This is a genomic window from Salegentibacter chungangensis (assembly GCF_042678405.1).
GTDB classification, from domain to species: Bacteria; Bacteroidota; Bacteroidia; order Flavobacteriales; family Flavobacteriaceae; genus Salegentibacter_A; species Salegentibacter_A chungangensis.
On the sequence record NZ_JBHTLI010000001.1, the window covers coordinates 854,444 to 872,012 of the forward strand.

At 40.7% G+C, this 17,569-nt stretch carries 16 protein-coding genes; 9 read left to right on the top strand and 7 right to left on the bottom strand.

Going from position 1 to position 17,569, the window contains the following annotated elements:
• Positions 1-474, top strand: a complete 474-nt coding sequence (locus ACFQ3Q_RS03870; RefSeq protein WP_380743102.1) for a hypothetical protein — start codon at positions 1-3, stop codon at positions 472-474.
• Here ACFQ3Q_RS03870 and ACFQ3Q_RS03875 read toward each other — a convergent pair whose 3' ends face one another.
• Complete coding sequence (locus ACFQ3Q_RS03875; RefSeq protein ID WP_380743104.1) at positions 475-3,459, bottom strand: DNA polymerase III subunit alpha; 2,985 nt, start codon at positions 3,457-3,459, stop codon at positions 475-477.
• 113 nt (positions 3,460-3,572) lie between these two features.
• The gene (gene dinB, locus ACFQ3Q_RS03880) at positions 3,573-4,793 is read right to left on the bottom strand and encodes a DNA polymerase IV (protein ID WP_380743106.1); all 1,221 of its coding nucleotides are present in this window, start codon (positions 4,791-4,793) and stop codon (positions 3,573-3,575) included.
• A gap of 139 nt (positions 4,794-4,932) precedes the next feature.
• Between dinB and ACFQ3Q_RS03885 the strand changes: the two genes are divergently transcribed.
• The 7 genes from ACFQ3Q_RS03885 to ACFQ3Q_RS03915 all read left to right on the top strand — a co-directional run bounded on the left by ACFQ3Q_RS03885 (position 4,933) and on the right by ACFQ3Q_RS03915 (position 13,131).
• Positions 4,933-5,763, top strand: a complete 831-nt coding sequence (locus ACFQ3Q_RS03885) for a DUF3883 domain-containing protein (RefSeq protein WP_380743109.1) — start codon at positions 4,933-4,935, stop codon at positions 5,761-5,763.
• Between the two features lie 85 nt (positions 5,764-5,848).
• A complete protein-coding gene (locus ACFQ3Q_RS03890) occupies positions 5,849-6,922 on the top strand; it encodes a DNA cytosine methyltransferase (protein ID WP_380743111.1) in 1,074 nt (357 codons plus the stop codon).
• A complete protein-coding gene (locus ACFQ3Q_RS03895) occupies positions 6,912-9,842 on the top strand; it encodes an ATP-binding protein (RefSeq protein WP_380743114.1) in 2,931 nt (976 codons plus the stop codon). The genes ACFQ3Q_RS03890 and ACFQ3Q_RS03895 overlap by 11 nt, the downstream gene beginning before the upstream one ends.
• Before the next feature lie 8 nt (positions 9,843-9,850).
• The gene (locus ACFQ3Q_RS03900) at positions 9,851-11,539 is read left to right on the top strand and encodes a response regulator receiver domain (protein ID WP_380743116.1); all 1,689 of its coding nucleotides are present in this window, start codon (positions 9,851-9,853) and stop codon (positions 11,537-11,539) included.
• Positions 11,540-11,968 (top strand): very short patch repair endonuclease, encoded by a 429-nt coding sequence (locus ACFQ3Q_RS03905; protein WP_380743119.1) that lies wholly within the window; start codon positions 11,540-11,542, stop codon positions 11,966-11,968.
• Positions 11,969-12,047: 79 nt separating this feature from the next.
• Complete coding sequence (locus ACFQ3Q_RS03910; RefSeq protein WP_380743122.1) at positions 12,048-12,293, top strand: hypothetical protein; 246 nt, start codon at positions 12,048-12,050, stop codon at positions 12,291-12,293.
• Between the two features lie 109 nt (positions 12,294-12,402).
• Positions 12,403-13,131 (top strand): TerC family protein, encoded by a 729-nt coding sequence (locus tag ACFQ3Q_RS03915; RefSeq protein ID WP_380743124.1) that lies wholly within the window; start codon positions 12,403-12,405, stop codon positions 13,129-13,131.
• On the opposite strand, the gene ACFQ3Q_RS03920 is transcribed toward ACFQ3Q_RS03915, so the two are convergent.
• The 5 genes from ACFQ3Q_RS03920 to gntA are packed head-to-tail and all read right to left on the bottom strand — an operon-like array spanning position 13,128 to position 16,659.
• Positions 13,128-13,709: a DUF1989 domain-containing protein gene (locus ACFQ3Q_RS03920; RefSeq protein WP_380743127.1), complete on the bottom strand. Its 582-nt coding sequence runs from the start codon at positions 13,707-13,709 to the stop codon at positions 13,128-13,130. The two genes, ACFQ3Q_RS03915 and ACFQ3Q_RS03920, sit on opposite strands and share 4 nt — an antisense overlap.
• Positions 13,710-13,720: 11 nt before the next feature.
• A complete protein-coding gene (ligD, locus tag ACFQ3Q_RS03925; protein ID WP_380743130.1) occupies positions 13,721-14,623 on the bottom strand; it encodes a non-homologous end-joining DNA ligase in 903 nt (300 codons plus the stop codon).
• A gap of 35 nt (positions 14,624-14,658) precedes the next feature.
• Positions 14,659-15,267, bottom strand: a complete 609-nt coding sequence (locus tag ACFQ3Q_RS03930) for a DNA polymerase ligase N-terminal domain-containing protein (RefSeq protein WP_380743132.1) — start codon at positions 15,265-15,267, stop codon at positions 14,659-14,661.
• 54 nt (positions 15,268-15,321) lie between these two features.
• Positions 15,322-15,936 carry an FMN-binding negative transcriptional regulator gene (locus tag ACFQ3Q_RS03935; protein WP_380743134.1) on the bottom strand — a complete coding sequence of 205 codons (615 nt, stop codon included), beginning with the start codon at positions 15,934-15,936 and terminating at the stop codon, positions 15,322-15,324.
• Positions 15,937-15,945: 9 nt separating this feature from the next.
• Entirely contained in the window at positions 15,946-16,659 is a 714-nt protein-coding gene (gene gntA / locus ACFQ3Q_RS03940; protein ID WP_380743137.1) for a guanitoxin biosynthesis heme-dependent pre-guanitoxin N-hydroxylase GntA, read from the bottom strand.
• A 215-nt stretch (positions 16,660-16,874) separates the two neighbouring features.
• Between gntA and ACFQ3Q_RS03945 the strand changes: the two genes are divergently transcribed.
• The gene (locus tag ACFQ3Q_RS03945) at positions 16,875-17,567 is read left to right on the top strand and encodes a glycerophosphodiester phosphodiesterase (protein WP_380743140.1); all 693 of its coding nucleotides are present in this window, start codon (positions 16,875-16,877) and stop codon (positions 17,565-17,567) included.
• The last annotated feature ends 2 nt before the right edge of the window (positions 17,568-17,569 follow it).

Below are 17,569 nucleotides of genomic sequence, written 5' to 3' on the forward strand. Positions count from 1 at the left end.
ATGAAAAAAATTCTACTTCCTGTTTTAGTATTGCTGCTTGCTTCCTGCAATTTTGAGACAAAAAAAATATCTTCAGAAGAAGTTTTCGACCAGGAGTCAAAATCCCTGAACTGGAAAGAAGTAGATGAATATCCTGCTTTTGAAGATTGCAAGAACGAAACAGAACTTCCCGCTGCTAAAGATTGTTTTGCGACCAAGGTGGCCGAGAATATTTATGCTTACCTGGCTGCCCAGCAACCCGTGGTGACCGAGAGCATAGACGATACGCTTTATCTTTACCTGGAGATCAGTAAAGAGGGCCGGCCGGTGATCGATTCGGTTAAGGTAGACTCTACGGTGACCAGGCAGTTGCCTGACATTAAAATATGGCTTAAACAAAGCATAGATTCGCTTCCAAAGATCTATCCGGCCAGCAAGAGAGGGATCCCGGTATCTACGGTTTTCAAGATGCCTATCGTGATCAAGGCCGAATAATTATTCTGCATTTTTCATTTTGAATCCAGGCTCCGCCAGGCGCGGGTCTTCCGAGGTATGCTGCCTTGAGATCCATTTAATGCTGATGGATATATAATCAAGATCGTTCACCACCGTGCCGTGACACAGGTAAATTCCTTTGCTCCTTAACGGATATTTTTCGGCTACATAAGGGAAATGTACGGTGTCAAAGATCTCGCCTTCCGCATCATAAAAAGTCCCGAAATACATATACTTATTATTCACCGTCCCGGTCTTTTTGGCGGTGATGAGGTTCCCGTAGATCTCCACATCTTTCCCGATGTGTTCTTTAAGATCCCTGGCCTTCACCGAGTCTTTCATCGGTTCTTTCAACAGGTCGAAATGGCTGCATAGGGGGAAGCCCAGGAGCTCCATCTGGTCGTAGGCCTCCACCAGTTTTGAGAATTCGAATTCGGGGAGTTCAAAATCCCGCTGTGGGGTCTTAAAAAGCACCGCCTGGTTGGTTTTTGGCTTGCTTTTGTTCAGCCTGAAAGAAGCCTTCCAGAGCAAATGATATTTGTCCAGCCCGGTAAACCTGAAAGCGTTTATCCTAAGGAGGATGCTCAGCTGCTCTATAGAGATATAAATGCGGTCCAGAAAATCGTCTAAAGAACTGAAGGGCCCGAAGAACTGCCGGTTTTCCAGGATCTGTTGAATCACTCTGGCTTCCAGCTCTTTCAGATAGCCCAGGCCAAGGTAAACATCCCTGCCATAGATCATATTGGGGTGGTCGCTTTTATTGATACAGGGCGCGTGGATCTTCCCGCCGCAATGCCTGATCTCCTGGATATAGGTCTCCACATTATAAAATCCACCCCCGTTATTGAGTGCCGCCACCATAAATTCTAAGGGGAAATATTTTTTAAGGTACAGGCTCTGGTAGCTTTCCACGGCATAAGAGGCTGAATGCCCCTTGGGGAAGGCATAGCCCGCAAAAGAAGAGATCTGGTCCCAGACTTCGGTGATAAGCGGTTCGGGATAGCCCTTTTTCCGACAGTTTTCCCTGAACTTATCTTCGATCTTTTGCATCTGGTTCCCGGAAGTCTTCTTCCCGCTCATTCCCCGCCTCAACACATCGGCGTCATCAAAGCTTAAATCTGCGAACCGGTGCGCGACCTTCATCACATCTTCCTGATAGACCATCACGCCGTAGGTGTCGGGCATAATTTCATACATCACGGGATGGGCCTGCTTCCGGCGTTCGGGGTCGCGGTGGCGCTTTATATACTCCTCCTTCATTCCGCCGCTGGAAATGCCGGGGCGGATAATAGAACTTGCCGCAACCAGGTTCATATAATTATCGGTTTGCAGTTTGGTGAGCAGCCCGCGCATTGCCGGCGATTCCACATAGAAAACGCCCATACAGTCCCCCGTTTTCAGCAAATTGTTGATGCCGGGATCTTCCTTGAAGGCCCGTATGTTTTCAATATCCTCGACTTCAGCACCGGGCTGATTCTGCTTAATTAGCGCTATGGTATCGGTTATTTTGGAGAGTCCGCGCTGGGCAAGAATATCGAATTTATGGATGCCCACCTCTTCCGCGATATTCATATCTATCTGTATGGTTTGAAATCCTTTAGGCGGAAGAAAAGTCCCGGCATAGTTGAACACCGAGTCATTAAGGATCAGGATCCCTCCCGAATGCACGCTCAGGTAATTGGGGAACCCCTCGATGAGCCTGCTGTACTGCAGCACCAGTTTCTCCAGGTGGTCCAGGTCTTCATAACGAAAGAACCCGGCTGAAAGCTTGTCGATATTCTCTTTGGGCAGTCCGAATACCTTTCCCAGTTCCCGGGCAACCGCTTTGCGTTTAAAGGTGACATAGGTACCCATAAGCGCCGTGTTTTTGTAGGTCTCGAAAATATACCTGGTCACATCGTTGCGGTCTTTCCAGGAAAAATCGATATCAAAATCGGGAGGGGATTTCCTGTTGGCGTTTATAAAGCGTTCAAAATAAAGATCGAGCTCTATGGGATCTACATTGGTGATGCCTATGATGTAAGCGATAATGGAGTTGGCACCGCTTCCCCGGCCTACAAAGGGATAGTTTTGTGACCTTGCATAGCTGATGATCTCATAGTTGATAAGGAAATAAGACACAAAACCAAGGCTGATGATGGCCGAAAGTTCCTTATCTATACGTTCCCGTACCTTTTTCCCGGCTTTCGGGTAACGTTTGGGCAGATTGTCAGCGCAAAGCTGTTTAAGCCTTTTTATGTCATTCTCTTCATTTTCAGAAAGTACCTTTAAATTCCGGTTCCGGCCTTTGCCGAACTCAAAGTCTGTGTGGCAGGCATCCATCAGCTCTTGTGTGTTGCTGAGGATGTGGGGAAACTCCCGGAACTCTTCTTTCAGCTTGTCGATATGCAGCATTTTATGCGCAAAAGATCCCTGTTCGCTTTCCGGAAGCTTACTGAGCAGGGTGTTGTTATCTATGGCCCGAAGCAGGCGATGGGCATTATAATCTCTTTTATTCCTGAAACTCACGGGTTGCAGCACCACCAGTTTGTCCCGCAGTTTCCGGTATGTTGAGAATTTTAGTTTACGAAGATCTTCTGCGGAAACGCCTATAAACTCATTGCTGCCAAAATTGGTCTTTTTCCGGAGGCTTACTTCCTTAAACGGATAAATGATGAAGCAATCCAAAAGGGGAGGAGCATCGGCGTCAAACTTCTTTCCGCTATGCAGATGTTTGGAAAGGTGCTCATTGAGGTTTCTGAAGCCCCTGTTGTTTTTGGCGATTCCCACATATTGCTGATGGACGCCATTCCTGAAGTCTGTCCCCACCAGCGGGCGGATGGAGGTCTTTTTGGTGATCCTGATGAATTCCAGGCAGGCCGAGGTATTGTTGATATCGGTGATCGCGAAACGGTCTACCCCGTTCTCTTTCGCAAGGCTGCACAGCTCTGCTGCCGGAAAGGTTCCGTAGCGCAAAGAGTAGTAAGTGTGGCAGTTTAGATACATCTCTTTTTTAATTTCAATACTTTCACCCCTGATAATGCCGGGAAGGAGCTCGTTTTCGTCACCCTGAACTTATCCGGTTAATTGTTTATTGACCACTGCTCATTGCTAACTGTTTACTGTTTCCTGTGTGCCAGTACTATTGGCGGCTCCCCGTTAAAGGGATTTCCCATCCGCCCTATGGTCTTGGTGCCCAGCGTTACCGCACGCATCACACTATGCTCGCCAAAACGGTTCTTGATCTTATCCAGCGAATTGTAGAGGTTCAGCATCTCTTCAGAATCATCAAAGAGGTTGATCTGGTAATGCCCGCCCACGAGTCCGCTGAAACGCACTCCTATCAGCCTTATGAGCAGCCGGCGGCTGTAGAGCTGTTTAAAAAGTTCTTCCACCTTGGGGATCAGGATATGATCGGCGCTGGTGTACGGGATCTTTGCCTGTTTGCTTTGGGTCTGGAAATCGGAATACCTGATCTTTACGCTCACCACCGAGGTAAGCTTATTGCCCCGGCGCAGCTGGTAGGCCAGACTTTCGGCCATCGCTACCAGGGTGGCGTGCAGCCGCAGCATATCTATGGTATCCCGGTTAAAGGTACGCTCGGTAGAGACCGATTTCCGTTCGTGAAAAGGGATGATAGGCGGATTATCTATCCCGTGAGCCCTTTTCCAGATGGTGCGCCCGTTCTTACCCAGTACGTTCTCCAGCACTTCCACCGGCATTTTCTGAATGGTCTCTATTCTTCTCACCCCCAGGTTCAGCAGTTTCTGAAAGGTCTTGGTCCCGATCATAGGGATCTTGTTCACCGTGAGCGGGGCAAGGAAACCTCTTTCGGTACCCGCCACGATGATCTTTTGGGCGTTGGGCTTCCCTTCTCCGGTGGCGATCTTCGAGACGATCTTGTTTTGGGAAAGTCCGAAGGAAATAGGCAGCCGCGTCTCCCTTACAATATGCTCCTGAAGTTCGAGGGCGAATTTATTGATCCCGAAGAACCTGTCCATCCCGGTAAGATCGGCGTAAAACTCATCGACACTGGCCTTTTCAAAAATAGGGACCCGTTCCCTGATGATCTCGGTCACCTCGTGGGAGAGCCTGGTGTAGGTAGAGGCATCCCCCTTAATGACGATGGCCTGCGGACAGAGCTGCCGGGCCACTTTCATCGCCATTCCCGAGCGCACCCCGTGAGTGCGGGTCTCATAGCTGCAGGCGGCTACCACCCCGCGGTCGCCAAGCCCGCCCACAATAAGCGGTTTGTCTTTTAGCCGGGAGTCTTCACGCCTCTCTGCCGAGACAAAAAAAGCATCCAGATCCAGATGAATTATAGACTTTGTAGTATTCATTATTTGGAATAATTCCTTTTAATTGGATATATTCCAAAATTAGAAAATTATTGAATAGGAAGAGGAGAGAGGAGTGTTAAAAAGTGGATTTGGTGATTAGGATTTTTTTTGACTAAATTTATTTTTCAAAGCTTAGCCTATGAGCCACTGGTCGGAATCGGAAGTTGATCTGATAATTCCCGTTTATTTCGAAATGCTGAAAAAGGATTTAATTAATCAGCCATATAGCAAAACCGAATATCGCCGAAGTTTACTTCCTTTATTACCAGCGCGATCCGAAGGTGCTATTGAGTTCAAACATCAAAATATAAGCGCGGCACTAATGAACTTAGGATTGCCCTATATAAAAGGATATTTGCCAAGGCAAAACTATCAGCAACTTCTCGATGAGAAAGTTATTGAATACCTTCGAGGAGAAGTTAAAATCGAAAATACATTTAAAGACTACGCTGACAGACATACACCATTAAACAAAAATCCGGATTTTGATAAAATGTTAGTACCACCGCCGGAATATGAAGAGGTTAAAGAACCGATTTCTCACTATACAAAAAGGCCTATAAAAATAAACTATTTGAAACGAGAACAATATAATGCCAAATTAGGGTATTTAGGGGAAGAGTTAGTTTGTAACTATGAAAAATGGGATCTAACTAGACAAGGGAAAAAAGACCTGGCAGATAAAATAAGATGGATTTCAAAAGATGAAGGCGATGGAGCCGGATTTGATATATTATCCAAGACCGTTAATGGAGAAGATAAATACATAGAAGTGAAAACTACCAAATTGGGGATAAAGACTCCTTTTTTCTTTTCAAAAAATGAATTTGAATTTTCGAATAGAAATTCAATGAACTATTATTTGTATCGAATCTTTGATTTTGAAAAACAACCGAAAGTCTTTACTAAAAATGGAGGGCTCCAAAATATTTGTCAATATACTCCTGTATCTTACAAAGGATATTTTTAGGATTTGAGACTAATAGAAGCTTGAATAAGCAGATTGTAAGTTTATATTTATATTTTTGATTTTTAAAAAACTATCCAAATCATAAGTGAATACTAATAACAGAAGACTAAAAGCAGTTGATTTTTTTTGTTCCGGAGGTGGAATGAGTTACGGAATGCAAACAGCTGGGGTCGACATATTAGCTGGGATCGACAATGATCCGAAATGCAAAGAAACCTATGAAGCTAATATAAATGCTGAATTCATAGAAGCTGATGTTTTTGAATTGAAAGAACAGGAACTTGAAGAACAGTTAAAAGAAAAAGGCTTAAAAAAGGATGATGACGATTTAATTTTGATTGGCTGTACCCCTTGTCAGTTCTGGAGTACTATAAGAACAGATAAGGAGAAAGCTGAAAAAACTAAAAACCTTCTTACCGAATTCCATCGTTTTGTAAAGCATTTCAATCCTGGATATGTCGTGGTTGAAAATGTTCCTGGAATTTTAAAAAACAAAAAGAAGAGTAAATTATCCGGTTTTATAAACTGGTTGAAAAAGAATGGTTATAAAGTGCATGCTAATGTTCATAATGTTAATGAATATGGTGTGCCTCAATCTAGAAAAAGATTTACCTTAATTGCCAATCGTGTTAATAGAAAGGTTATTGAACCGGAGGCTTGCAAAACCAATCCTACTTTAAGAGAATTTATAGGTCCCGATAATGGCTTTCCCATACTATGTGCTGGACATAAGGATCCTAAAGATTATATGAATACGACAGCCGGTTTAAATGATCTGAATTTAAGGAGAGTTCGCAGAGTTAGACATGATGGGGGTAACCGTTTTGATTTCGCCGATGACCCGGAACTACAATTGGATTGCTTTATAGGAAAAGATAATAGTTTTCGAGACACCTTTGGAAGATTACGTTGGGATAAACCTTCTTCTACTATTACAACAAAATTTTTTAGTATTAGCTGCGGTAGATTTGCACATCCGGAAGAAGATAGAGCTTTGTCTTTAAGAGAAGGAGCCGTATTACAAACATTTCCTCGAGATTACAATTTTAGAACTACAACTATAGCAGATACAGCAAGAATTATAGGAAATGCCGTCCCTCCTGAATACTCCAAAAGAATTGGATTATCCATAAAACAAAATCATTTGAATGCAGTTTAGAACCAAAGCAAGAGCAGTTGATTTATTAGGAAAAGGACAAATTGCGGATTTGCCTACAGCTATAAGTGAACTTTGGAAAAATGGCTATGATGCATATGCTGATAACTTAAACTCTGTTTTATATACTCAAGGTTATGAAGACGTTACCAGCCCTTTTCTGACCATTGCTGATGATGGAAAGGGAATGTCTCGATCCGATATTCAAAATAAGTGGCTAATACTAGGAACCGATTTCAAATCTAGAGATACAAAAATCGAAAAGGGAGAAGAAACTCTATGGAAAGCTCCTCGGCCTGTAATGGGAGAAAAGGGTATAGGCAGGCTGTCTGTTTCTTATCTAGGTTCACCAATGCTAATGCTCAGTAAGAAAAAAGGACATCCATTACAAGCCTTATATTTTGACTGGAGAATATTGGAAAACTATAATTTATTTTTGGAAGATGTTGTTATTCCTCTTGCTTCAATTGATAAAAAGGAGGATTTTCTAACTGAGTTAAAACTACTTAAAGAGGAATTTCTATCAAATTTCTATTCGGACGACAAAGAGGAGCAGAAAAGAAAGGATGAGCTTTGGGTTGATCAGATTGATCTAAAAAAATCAATCGTCCAAAGTACTGGAAGCATAGAATTGCCAAATTTTTTTAGAGAAGAGTTGGTAGAACCCTTATTGGGGGATAAAGAAAATATTCATGGGACTAAATTCATAATTTTTGAGCCTGATGAGCAATTCCAGTTATTAAAAAATTGGAGTGATAAAAGAAATAATGCTGATGACGAAGATATTGAGACTGTAGAAGATATTAGAACAGGACTTGTAGGGTTTTACAATGAATTTAAATATAAAGTTGAAGATGCGCCTATATCAACCTCATTTCTTATTAAGGATAAAACTGGATCAAGAGATTTTATAAGTAGCAATGCCTTTTTTTCAAACGATGATTTTGATAATTGTGATCACTTAATTGATGGTAAAGTTGATGAATATGGAACTTTTACTGGTAACATAAGAATTTATAATGAAACAATTTCAGACTATAAATATCGCCCGAATAAACCAGCTAATCAAAAAACCTCTTACGGATCATTTAAAATTAAATTAGGCTATGTTCCAGGAAAAAACCAATCGATTCTAGAAGATGAAGTTTTTAAATATTATGACGATAAATTAAGATCTTTTGGAGGTTTATATATCTACAGAGATGATTTAAGAGTTTTACCTTATGGAAGGCCAAATAATGATTTTCTACAATTTGAAGAAAGAAGATCCAAAAGTGCTGGGTTTTATTTTTTTAGTTACCGAAGAATGTTTGGTTATATAGGTTTAACTCGTCAAAAAAACTGGAAATTAAAGGATAAGGCAGGAAGGGAAGGTTTCATAAATAATTCTGCCTTTAGAGATTTTAAAATTCATCTTCAAGGATTATTTCTTGACTTAGCTAAGGAATATTTTCAAACAGATGCAAATCAACCTATAAAGAAGAGTCAGCTTGAAAAACTAAAGGATTTAAAAGCTTCAGAAAAAGAGGAACAAGAACTAGTAAAAAAGGAAAGAAAAAAATTCAAACAGTACCTCCAGAATTTACCCGAGAAATTAAAATCGATAAAAAAAGAATTGAGTGATGTTTCATCTTCTTTAGATCAAACATTAAATTCTGCAGAAGTTCCTTACCAGAATATAAAAGCGGAATTTAGAAAAATTGATCAACTTATTGCCGAATTCAGAAACACTAAACCCCAAGAACCAAAAAGGTTCAAGATGAATTCAAGGGAAAGAGAGAAATTTGAAAAACTTGAAGAGCTTTATGATGATTTTGGTAAAAATTTGGAAGATGTAGATTCATTAAGGACTAATGCTTTAGGAAGAATAGAGGAGGGGAAATTACTAGAAGAATATAGAAATAAGTTTGAGAGTTATAAAGACCTTCTTAGTGAAATAACTGAAAATAGTAAGCAGAATCTAAAAAAAGCCTTCGATCATATTGATAAGGAATTTATTTCTACTCAAAATAGTTATAGTGAAATGCTTTTTGAGGTATATGAAAACAATCTCCCTAAAAAGGTATCTCGAAAAAATATTCAAGATAGTTTATTCAATTTGGAAACCGCTTTTAATGATTTACGTCGAAAATATCAAAATTTATTGGATGCGAAATCAGATCATCTTCTCAGAATGAACTTTGAAATTGATGATGATGCATTGATTGGGTTTTATAAAGATAGATATGAAAAAGCTTTACAAGAATTGGGAGACTTTAAAGATCTTGCTCAATTGGGGATTGCTGTAGAAATCATTAATCATGAGCTGAACTCAATGTATAGTCAGCTTAATACATCTATTTCTGAAATTTCAACTTATTTAAAGGATTCCAAAGATGCTCGTAAACATTTTAAATATTTAAAAAACTCGTTTGAGCATTTAGATACAAAATATCAATCTTTAAATCCACTCTATAGAAGATCTAGAAGAACAAAAAGATATATAAGCGGGGATGAAATAAAAGAGTATTTAAATAATTTCTTTGAGGAATCATTTAGGGATGAAAAGATAAAATTTACTACTACACAGTCTTTTTTGGATTCCCAAATATTTTCTTTTGAGTCCGTAATTCTTCCTGTGTTCGTTAACGTTATTAATAACGCCATCTATTGGTTGAGGTCTCAGGAAAAACCGGAAATAGTAATTGATTATGCGGATGGATTAATGATTATTTCCAATAATGGACCCAAAATTAAAGATTCAAGGCTTGAAGAAATATTCGAATTATTTTATACAAGAAGACCTAAAGGAAGAGGAATTGGACTTTATCTCTCTAAGGATAATTTAAGAACCGTAGGATTAGATATCAAGGCCACTAATGATTCAAATTTTAACCGATTAAATGGGGCAACTTTTTTAATCGGAAAAAATCTAAATGATTAACTATTTTAATGGAAGAACTTACTTATAAAAAAGTAGCAAAGAATATTGTAAAGGAAACCGTTGCTTCAGCGTTATTTATTGATGACAAAGCTTTGGAAAGTTTTAAATCAAGAAATTATGATAAATATAAAACTGAGCATAAAAGGACTTTAGAACTTTATAAGGATTTTAAAGACCACGATTGTCTTCTCCATTCTTTCAAATTTACTAAGTCTGGCTGGAAAAAAAATAGTCAATTTTATCTCAGAAATAAGGACTTGCTGATCTTAGATTGGCAGTTAGTAGGAGAAGATCATAGTGAAGCACTCAAAATTTTAGAAAAAGCTTCCGCCCAAAAGAGTTTACATTTTATTTGCATCTATACTCAAGAGGCTAAGGATTCGGTTAAAAATGAATTAAATCGATATTTCTTAGGAAGACTATCTAAGGAGCAGATTGAGGCTACTCAGGAATATTTTCGAGACACAGATTTAGGGGAGTTCTGGGAAATCGATGAACAAGATAAGGAATGGGAGGAGTTTGAGGAACAAATAAATAATATCCTAAATTCTAAAAAAGCTGATGAAAAGGAACAGGTTGAAGCTTTTAAAGATAAATACGAATTGGAGGATGAACAAATAGCCTTCATAAAAGAATTAGGATCAAATGAAAAGTCTGGTTTTGCTCGCTTAAGGACTGCATTGAGAAAGAATAGCGGTTCTTTTTCCAAAGAAATTGGTGAGAATTCCTTTACTCCGTCAAAAGAGGACCAGTGGACATTCTATATAAATCATACAATTGTTAAGATTTTTGCTAAAGGCGATATTGATGGTGACCAACTTTACGAATCATTTCTCGATTCATTTTTAAGTAATGAACAGAATATATTTTTATCCCTAATGGGGTTGGAGATGAGAAATAGATTTAGAGAAAATTCAGCTTTTATCGGAAAAGATTTTGATGGCTTAAGTGAGAACGCCTTTTTTCACCATAAACAAATGAATGAAAAAAATGGATTTGTGTTTACTGATTTTTTACGAGATATTTTAAAGGATCAAGTTGCTTCTTTTATCTATGAAAAAGATATGGCACTCTTTCAGGTAATTGGGGAATACATGCAGGATGAAAACAGAGAAAATAAATTGAAGGACTTTCTCAAACCGGAAAACAAATCGGAATTCATTGAACAAGTTTTTAAGTTAAACCATTTTTATAACAGGCTTAATATAAATGAACGAAGCAAAAAAAACTTTTTGACGTTCGGGGACGTTTACAAAACAAATATTGGTGTTAAAAAAGAAGGAAAAAGTGTAAGTGAAGAAAAATTTTTCTTATGTATAACTCCACATTGTGACTGCTTAAATCCAACTAAGATTGATAACCAATTTTGGTTTATTGAAGGAAAAAAAGTAGTTGATACCGAAAGCGCAAAAATGAAAGTTTTAAAAAATACAGATGGTCTTTTTTTATCATTCATTCAAAATGCAGATAAGGTTGAGGCAATATATTGGCATAACAGTGCTCATGAATGTAAACCGCGTACCTTTTTTATTCAAGATAATAGACTGGCAAAAGATAAATTAAAGGTTTATTATAATCATAAAGAATATGAATTTGAATATATTGAAACATTAAAAGAAAATTATGCTCAACGACTTGCAAATAAAGCTTTTGGATACCCCTTAAGAGTAGGTATTGATTTTATTAAAAAGAATTAGATGGCTGATATCTTTTCAAAACAAAAGCGTTCCAAAATAATGTCTAAAATTTCCGGTAAGGAAACCAAACCGGAAATTTTAGTAAGAAGCTATTTATTTAGAGAAGGTTTTAGATTTAGAAAAAATGATAAGAGATATCCGGGGAAGCCGGATATTTTTTTACCCAAATATAAAACCGCGGTATTTGTTCACGGTTGTTTTTGGCACAGGCATAATTGTAAAAAAGGCAAGTTGCCTAAAAAGAATCGTGAGTTTTGGGAGAAAAAAATAAATGATAATGTCTTAAGAGATAAAAAGAACATTAAAGCCTTGGAAGAATTGGGACTAAAAGTTATTGTTCTTTGGCAATGTGAGTTAAGAAATAAGGATTTAAAAAAACAAAATCTTTTACGCTTGGTAGAAATGATCAAATCCAATCTACCCTCTTAATTAATGGATTCATCCAAGGAGCTTACTAAAAACTTTTTCGTATCTTAAATCACTACTAACCAAAAAATGTGGGGGCATTATGGAAGATTCATCTCAAAACAGGAAACTTATCAAAAAGTATGTGGGAAATTTCGTGTTCAGGGAAAAGGCTGCTTTTGGCCTGGACTTTACCGGGATCTTAAAACCGGCAAAGAACCTTGGATACAATCCGCTGGACGGGAAGTTTATCAGCATTAAATTTGGATCTCCGGAAAGATCTAAAAAACCACGGGTCTTCAGGTGTATGTATAAAATGATGAAACGCTTCAACCGTTCTCTCAATTAAACCGGCCTTTATCACTTCATTTTTTAGACATAATTAACTTTCGGCTATTTAGCCCGGTATAAAAATTTGGTATCTTGGCTTTGCTTTACTAACCGAGAACTAAGCTTTTATGGAAATTTTCTTACAGCCTGATGCCTGGGTAGCTCTGCTTACCCTCACCTTTATGGAGATCGTCCTGGGAATAGACAATATTATCTTTATCTCTATAGTTGCCGGAAAACTACCGGAGAGTCAACAGAAAAAAGCACGCGTGGGCGGACTTGCCGTTGCAATGGTGATGCGGGTATTATTGCTGTTAAGCATTACCTGGATCATAGGTCTTACCGATCCGGTGCTCAGCCTAAGCGGATTCGAACTGAGCTGGCGTGATATTATCCTGGCCGCGGGAGGGATCTTCCTTCTGGTAAAGACCACCCTGGAAATTCACCACAAGGTGGAAGGAAAAGAAGATGAAGAAGGTTCCACAAATAAAAAGGTGAGTTCTTTTGGTTATGCCATCCTGCAGATCGTGGCGCTGGACCTTATCTTTTCTTTCGATTCCATTCTCACCGCCGTGGGACTAACCGATGAGATCCTGTTGATGATCATCGCCGTGGTGATCTCAATCATCGTGATGATGGTCTTCGCCAAGGCTGTTGGTGATTTTGTGAATAAGCATCCCACCATCCAGATCCTCGCGCTTTCTTTTCTAATTCTTATCGGGGTGATGCTGATCGTGGAAGCGGCGCACTATCACGTGCCGAAAGGTTATATCTACTTCTCGGTATTCTTCTCCCTGGCTATCGAGATGCTGAATATGAGGTACCGAAAGAAAAACAGTACAGGCGCAAAGGCTTAATCTGCGATCTCAAAATGAATGGGTTTAAAGCTGCCGTTATTGCTGTCTTCGGCTGAACAGGCGGTAAGCCCCACGATGAGGTCCATTTTAGCTTCAAAAAGCACATAATCGCCGGCCTTGCTCATAGGCGGGTCCACGCTTAGTTTTCCGTCCGGCCGGAACTGTACATTCATAAAGATGTTGAAGGCCGTGGGAATATCGTCGGGCTCTATCCCGAATTTTTCCAGACTGGTATACAGGTTCTCGAAACAGCTGGGGTGATATTCGGTGTTCTTATACATTATCCTGAAGGTTTCGGGACTGCAGGGCGCCAGCAGAAAATCGTTGCGGCCATTGGTGTCCTTCAGGATCTCCATCATTTTGTTGCTGCGGTTGCTCCAGAGAAAGTTGCCTTGACTTATTAAAATGCTTTCTTCAAAATCCAGGGTTTTCCCGCTGGAGATCTTTTCGCGTTTATCTTCGGCATTGAACAGGACCATATCACTTACCTGCTCTCCCTGTGGGTCAATGACCTTTAGCTTTTGTCCCTTTTTTAATCTGAAAGCCTTTCCGGTTTGTTTTTCTATAATTTCAGGCATATACCTTAATATTAATCGGTTAGTGATTTGAATTTTTTGATGGCTGGATCTATTGAAACAGCATTTTTTTCGATGTCTTTCCAGGGGTCGGTCTTGCTGCCCAGTCTTCTGAAGATGTTTTTAATAGTGTAGCTTTGGGAATGCAGATCGGGTTTATCCAGTTCTTCCCAGTCCAGAGGTGTAGCCACAGGCGCCCCGTTCTTAGGCCTCACCCCGTAAGGCACCACCGTGGTTTGCCCAAAAGCATTCCGGGCCACATCCAGAAACAGTTTTTTGCCCCTCTTTTCCTTCCGGATGGCTGTGGTGAGTTCACCCGGATGTTGCTCTTCCAGGTATTTCGCAAGTTGCTGTGCAAACTCCCTTACTTCGTCAAAGTTCTTTTCCGGCTTTAAGGGGACTACAAGATGCAGCCCCCGGGACCCCGTGGTCATAAGATATACCGGTAAACCGAGTTCTTCTTTCAGCAATTTTCTGAGGTTTCTCGCCGCTGTTTTTACCCTGGAAAAATCCTCATCGGCAGGATCCAGATCAAAGATCATCCTGTCAGGGAAATCGGGTTTGTCCTGTTTGCTGAGCCAGATATGCGGGGTGATGCAGGCCTGGTTGGCAAGATAGACCAGGCAGGCTTTACTGTTACAGATCACATAAGCGGTGCTGCCACCATCCTGTTTTTTGATTTTTTTCCTCGGGATCCAGTTAGGGAAATAATCGGGAGCATCTTTCTGGTAGAACTGCTTGTCATCAATGCCGTTGGGGAACCGTAACATCGTTACGGGCCGGTCCTTAAGGTGCGGGAGCATAGTTTCGGCGATCTGCTCATAATAGTCAATAAGATCCCCCTTGGTGTAGGACTCCTTCGGAAAGAAGACCTTATCCCTGTTACTGATCTCTATTTCGTGATTTTCGATCTTCATACCGGCTTTGCAAAACAGTTTTTTCTGTTCTCCTCTTATTCTTTAGGACCTTCCTTCCTGATCTGGCTCATCGTTCTGCCTGTAAGCACCGATTTGTTTTCGGTCTTTACAGGATTCCGGCGGGCGTCGGCTTCTTTATCTTTCACCTTTTTAAGGATCCACTTCTCATCTTTTCCTTCCTGGGTGCGGATAAGCGTATAGCCACCCTGTAGTTTTTTGCCCTGAAGCCTGAACGTGGCGTGCCCGCTTTTTAACTGCTGGGAGATCGGGATAAGATTCCCTTTTTCATCGGTCTTATCATTTTCATAAGTGCCGGCATCCCAAACCATTACCGTCCCGGCGCCGTACTGGTCTTCGGGGATCACCCCTTCAAAATCGGCATATTCTGCCGGATGGTCTTCCGTAGGGATGGCAAGTCGCTTTTCATCCGGATCTGTGGACGGCCCCTTGGGTACAGCCCAGCTTTTTAAGACTCCGTCTACAAGGAGCCTGAAATCGAAATGTAGGGTAGTTGCGTCGTGCTCCTGGATCACAAATATTTTTTTATCCTGAAGCGTTTTATTGTAACTGTCGCCAAACGGTTCTGAAGAAAGATCAAAGTCCCGTTTTTCGCGATAGTCTTTCAAAAAGTCTTTCTTTCCCATAATAGCGTCATTTTAGGAATATTAATACTCAGTTCTTTCTAATGTTCTTCATATTTAGCTAAAGTGTTCGTTTTTTATATTTTCACTTAAACCTGCGGCAAGCGGATCATTTTGCTTTTCGAGATGCCGGCAAACAGCCCTTACATCCTCTTCTCTATAGCCTTGATGATGTTTTGCTATAGCCTGGATTTTTACAGGCTCTCCCCAGAATCCCGTGATCTCGGGCAGGTGCGCCTCGAGAATTTTCCGAGGTATCTCCTCATAATATAAAGGCTTCTCCTGCAATTTTTCAAATCTTGACACCAGTTTTTTCAATGAACTCCTGAGTTCATCTTCGGTCTGTAGCTTCAGTTTCACATTAATATGCACCGCCGAATAATCCCAGGTGCTGATGTCTTTTTCCTTATACCAGGAGGAGGATACATAAGCCTGTGGCCCCTGGAAAATAAGCAGGGCCTCGGTATCATTTTTAAGATGCTGCAGTTGCTCATTGTGATTGGCTATATGCGAATACAGCCTGAAATTATCTGCATCGCCTTCAGCCAGTACCGGAATATGAGTGGCCAGCAGCTGTGTGCCCTGTATCACAAAAGCTGCAAAAGGATATTTTTTGATGAATTCAAAAATATAACCTGGGTCATTTTTACGATACCTTTTGGGCTGATACATAGCTTATAATTATTTATTAGAAAAAGGACATTTCCACTTCTCTTCCACTTTTCTTCCGCTGTACTGTCTTGCCTCACTGGTGTCACCAAAATCTTCCAGCATAGGATTGATGCTCCCCTGTAATTCGGTATCCCTTTCGCGTATCTTATCCCGGACAGTCTGATAGGTACCCATTTCCCTGAGCTTCTCAAACTGCCAGTGCAGGTTGAAGGCGATGGCGGGGAAAGGGCTTTGCCTGGCTTTTCTGGAGCTGTTGGGGTGCATTCCCACCATATAAAAAGCTTTGCCGCCAAGACTGAAGCTGAAATTCTTATTTTCAGGATCGCTGTTCACCATTGGATCCCAGGAGGAACTATCTTCCTGATGCAAAAACTGAAGCTGTTTCCATAAAAGTGCTTCAAACTGTTCTTCGGTAAAATTCTTTCGTCCTTCAAAAACCGCGATGAAGGTAAAAAAGTCATTCGAATTGAAATCGTAACCGGCTATGTAATTTTCAAGGTCCTTTAGCAGTTTTCCGGCTGCTTGCTTAGACCCGAAATTGGAATAGGTATGTAATTCAGCCTTATCCATGCTGAAAACCGTCTGCGCCATCAGGCAGGGGTGGTTTTTGCCTAAGATAAAATCTTCAAATTCGGTCCTTATTTTTGAATTTTGGGCGGGGGTAGCAGGGTACTCCTTCCTTTCTCGTCTTGTAATATTCTGCATATTTCCGTCCTTTTTCATAAAATTATTGGAATTAAAGTGCCTGCTAATAAGGTTTAAGAAGAAATTAGGGCAACTTTAAATAAGATTAACAGCAGCTGTCTTTTTTATAAGAATCCCTTATGAAAATTCCGTATTTTAAGGCAATGCGGAATTATCGTTATGCTTTTTTAAGTCAGTTTTTTAAGTCAGTTTGGAGGCTCGAAGCTTTCCTGTTAAATCTATACCTTTGCTGAATGGAACCAATTCTAAAGATAGGACATCGGGGAGCCAAGGGGCACATAGCCGAAAATACCCTGGAGAGCATCGAAAAGGCGCTGGAACTGCAGGTGGATGCCATTGAAGTTGACGTGCACCGTTGCCGTTCAGGAGAACTGGTGGTGATACACGATTTCACCCTTGACAGGACCACCGACGGAAGTGGCGAAATTGCAAAGCGCGACTGGGAAATGCTGAAGTCCCTGACGGTGGAAGAGCATTATAAGATCCCTTTGCTTACAGAGGTTTTAGATCATATTGAAGGCCGCTGCAAGATCAATATCGAGCTGAAGGGACTCAATACCGCCGATGAAACCGCCGAGATCATACACCGTTATATCGAAAAGGGGAATTGGGAGTATTCAGATTTTATTGTTTCCAGTTTTCAGAAGAATGAGCTTTTCCAGATGCGAAAAGATGATGACCGCATTCCGCTGGGAGTACTGAGTAAGGCCAGTGTGAGTGAAGCCGTGGAATTGGGGAAATATTTAAAGGCCAGCGCTATTCACCCTTCCCTGGGGATCATCACGCGGGACAGCGTGAAATTGGCCCGGGATGCCGGATTTAAGGTGAATGTATGGACGGTGAATGAGCCTAAGGATATTGAGCGAATGAAAGAATTTGGAGTGAACGGGATCATTTCCGATTTTCCCGACCGACTGAACTGGTAAGC

Bases quoted from the DNA above. Each gene is read 5' to 3' on its own strand.
- ACFQ3Q_RS03915 (WP_380743124.1), top strand. From the start codon at position 12,403: ATGGAAATTTTCTTACAGCCTGATGCCTGGGTAGCTCTGCTTACCCTC.
- ACFQ3Q_RS03885 (WP_380743109.1), top strand. From the start codon at position 4,933: ATGAGCCACTGGTCGGAATCGGAAGTTGATCTGATAATTCCCGTTTAT.
- gntA (WP_380743137.1), bottom strand. From the start codon at position 16,659: ATGAAAAAGGACGGAAATATGCAGAATATTACAAGACGAGAAAGGAAG.
- ligD (WP_380743130.1), bottom strand. From the start codon at position 14,623: ATGAAGATCGAAAATCACGAAATAGAGATCAGTAACAGGGATAAGGTC.
- ACFQ3Q_RS03875 (WP_380743104.1), bottom strand. From the start codon at position 3,459: ATGTATCTAAACTGCCACACTTACTACTCTTTGCGCTACGGAACCTTT.
- ACFQ3Q_RS03930 (WP_380743132.1), bottom strand. From the start codon at position 15,267: ATGGGAAAGAAAGACTTTTTGAAAGACTATCGCGAAAAACGGGACTTT.
- ACFQ3Q_RS03895 (WP_380743114.1), top strand. From the start codon at position 6,912: ATGCAGTTTAGAACCAAAGCAAGAGCAGTTGATTTATTAGGAAAAGGA.
- ACFQ3Q_RS03945 (WP_380743140.1), top strand. From the start codon at position 16,875: ATGGAACCAATTCTAAAGATAGGACATCGGGGAGCCAAGGGGCACATA.
- ACFQ3Q_RS03870 (WP_380743102.1), top strand. From the start codon at position 1: ATGAAAAAAATTCTACTTCCTGTTTTAGTATTGCTGCTTGCTTCCTGC.
- dinB (WP_380743106.1), bottom strand. From the start codon at position 4,793: ATGAATACTACAAAGTCTATAATTCATCTGGATCTGGATGCTTTTTTT.
- ACFQ3Q_RS03905 (WP_380743119.1), top strand. From the start codon at position 11,540: ATGGCTGATATCTTTTCAAAACAAAAGCGTTCCAAAATAATGTCTAAA.
- ACFQ3Q_RS03920 (WP_380743127.1), bottom strand. From the start codon at position 13,709: ATGCCTGAAATTATAGAAAAACAAACCGGAAAGGCTTTCAGATTAAAA.
- ACFQ3Q_RS03900 (WP_380743116.1), top strand. From the start codon at position 9,851: ATGGAAGAACTTACTTATAAAAAAGTAGCAAAGAATATTGTAAAGGAA.
- ACFQ3Q_RS03910 (WP_380743122.1), top strand. From the start codon at position 12,048: ATGGAAGATTCATCTCAAAACAGGAAACTTATCAAAAAGTATGTGGGA.
- ACFQ3Q_RS03935 (WP_380743134.1), bottom strand. From the start codon at position 15,936: ATGTATCAGCCCAAAAGGTATCGTAAAAATGACCCAGGTTATATTTTT.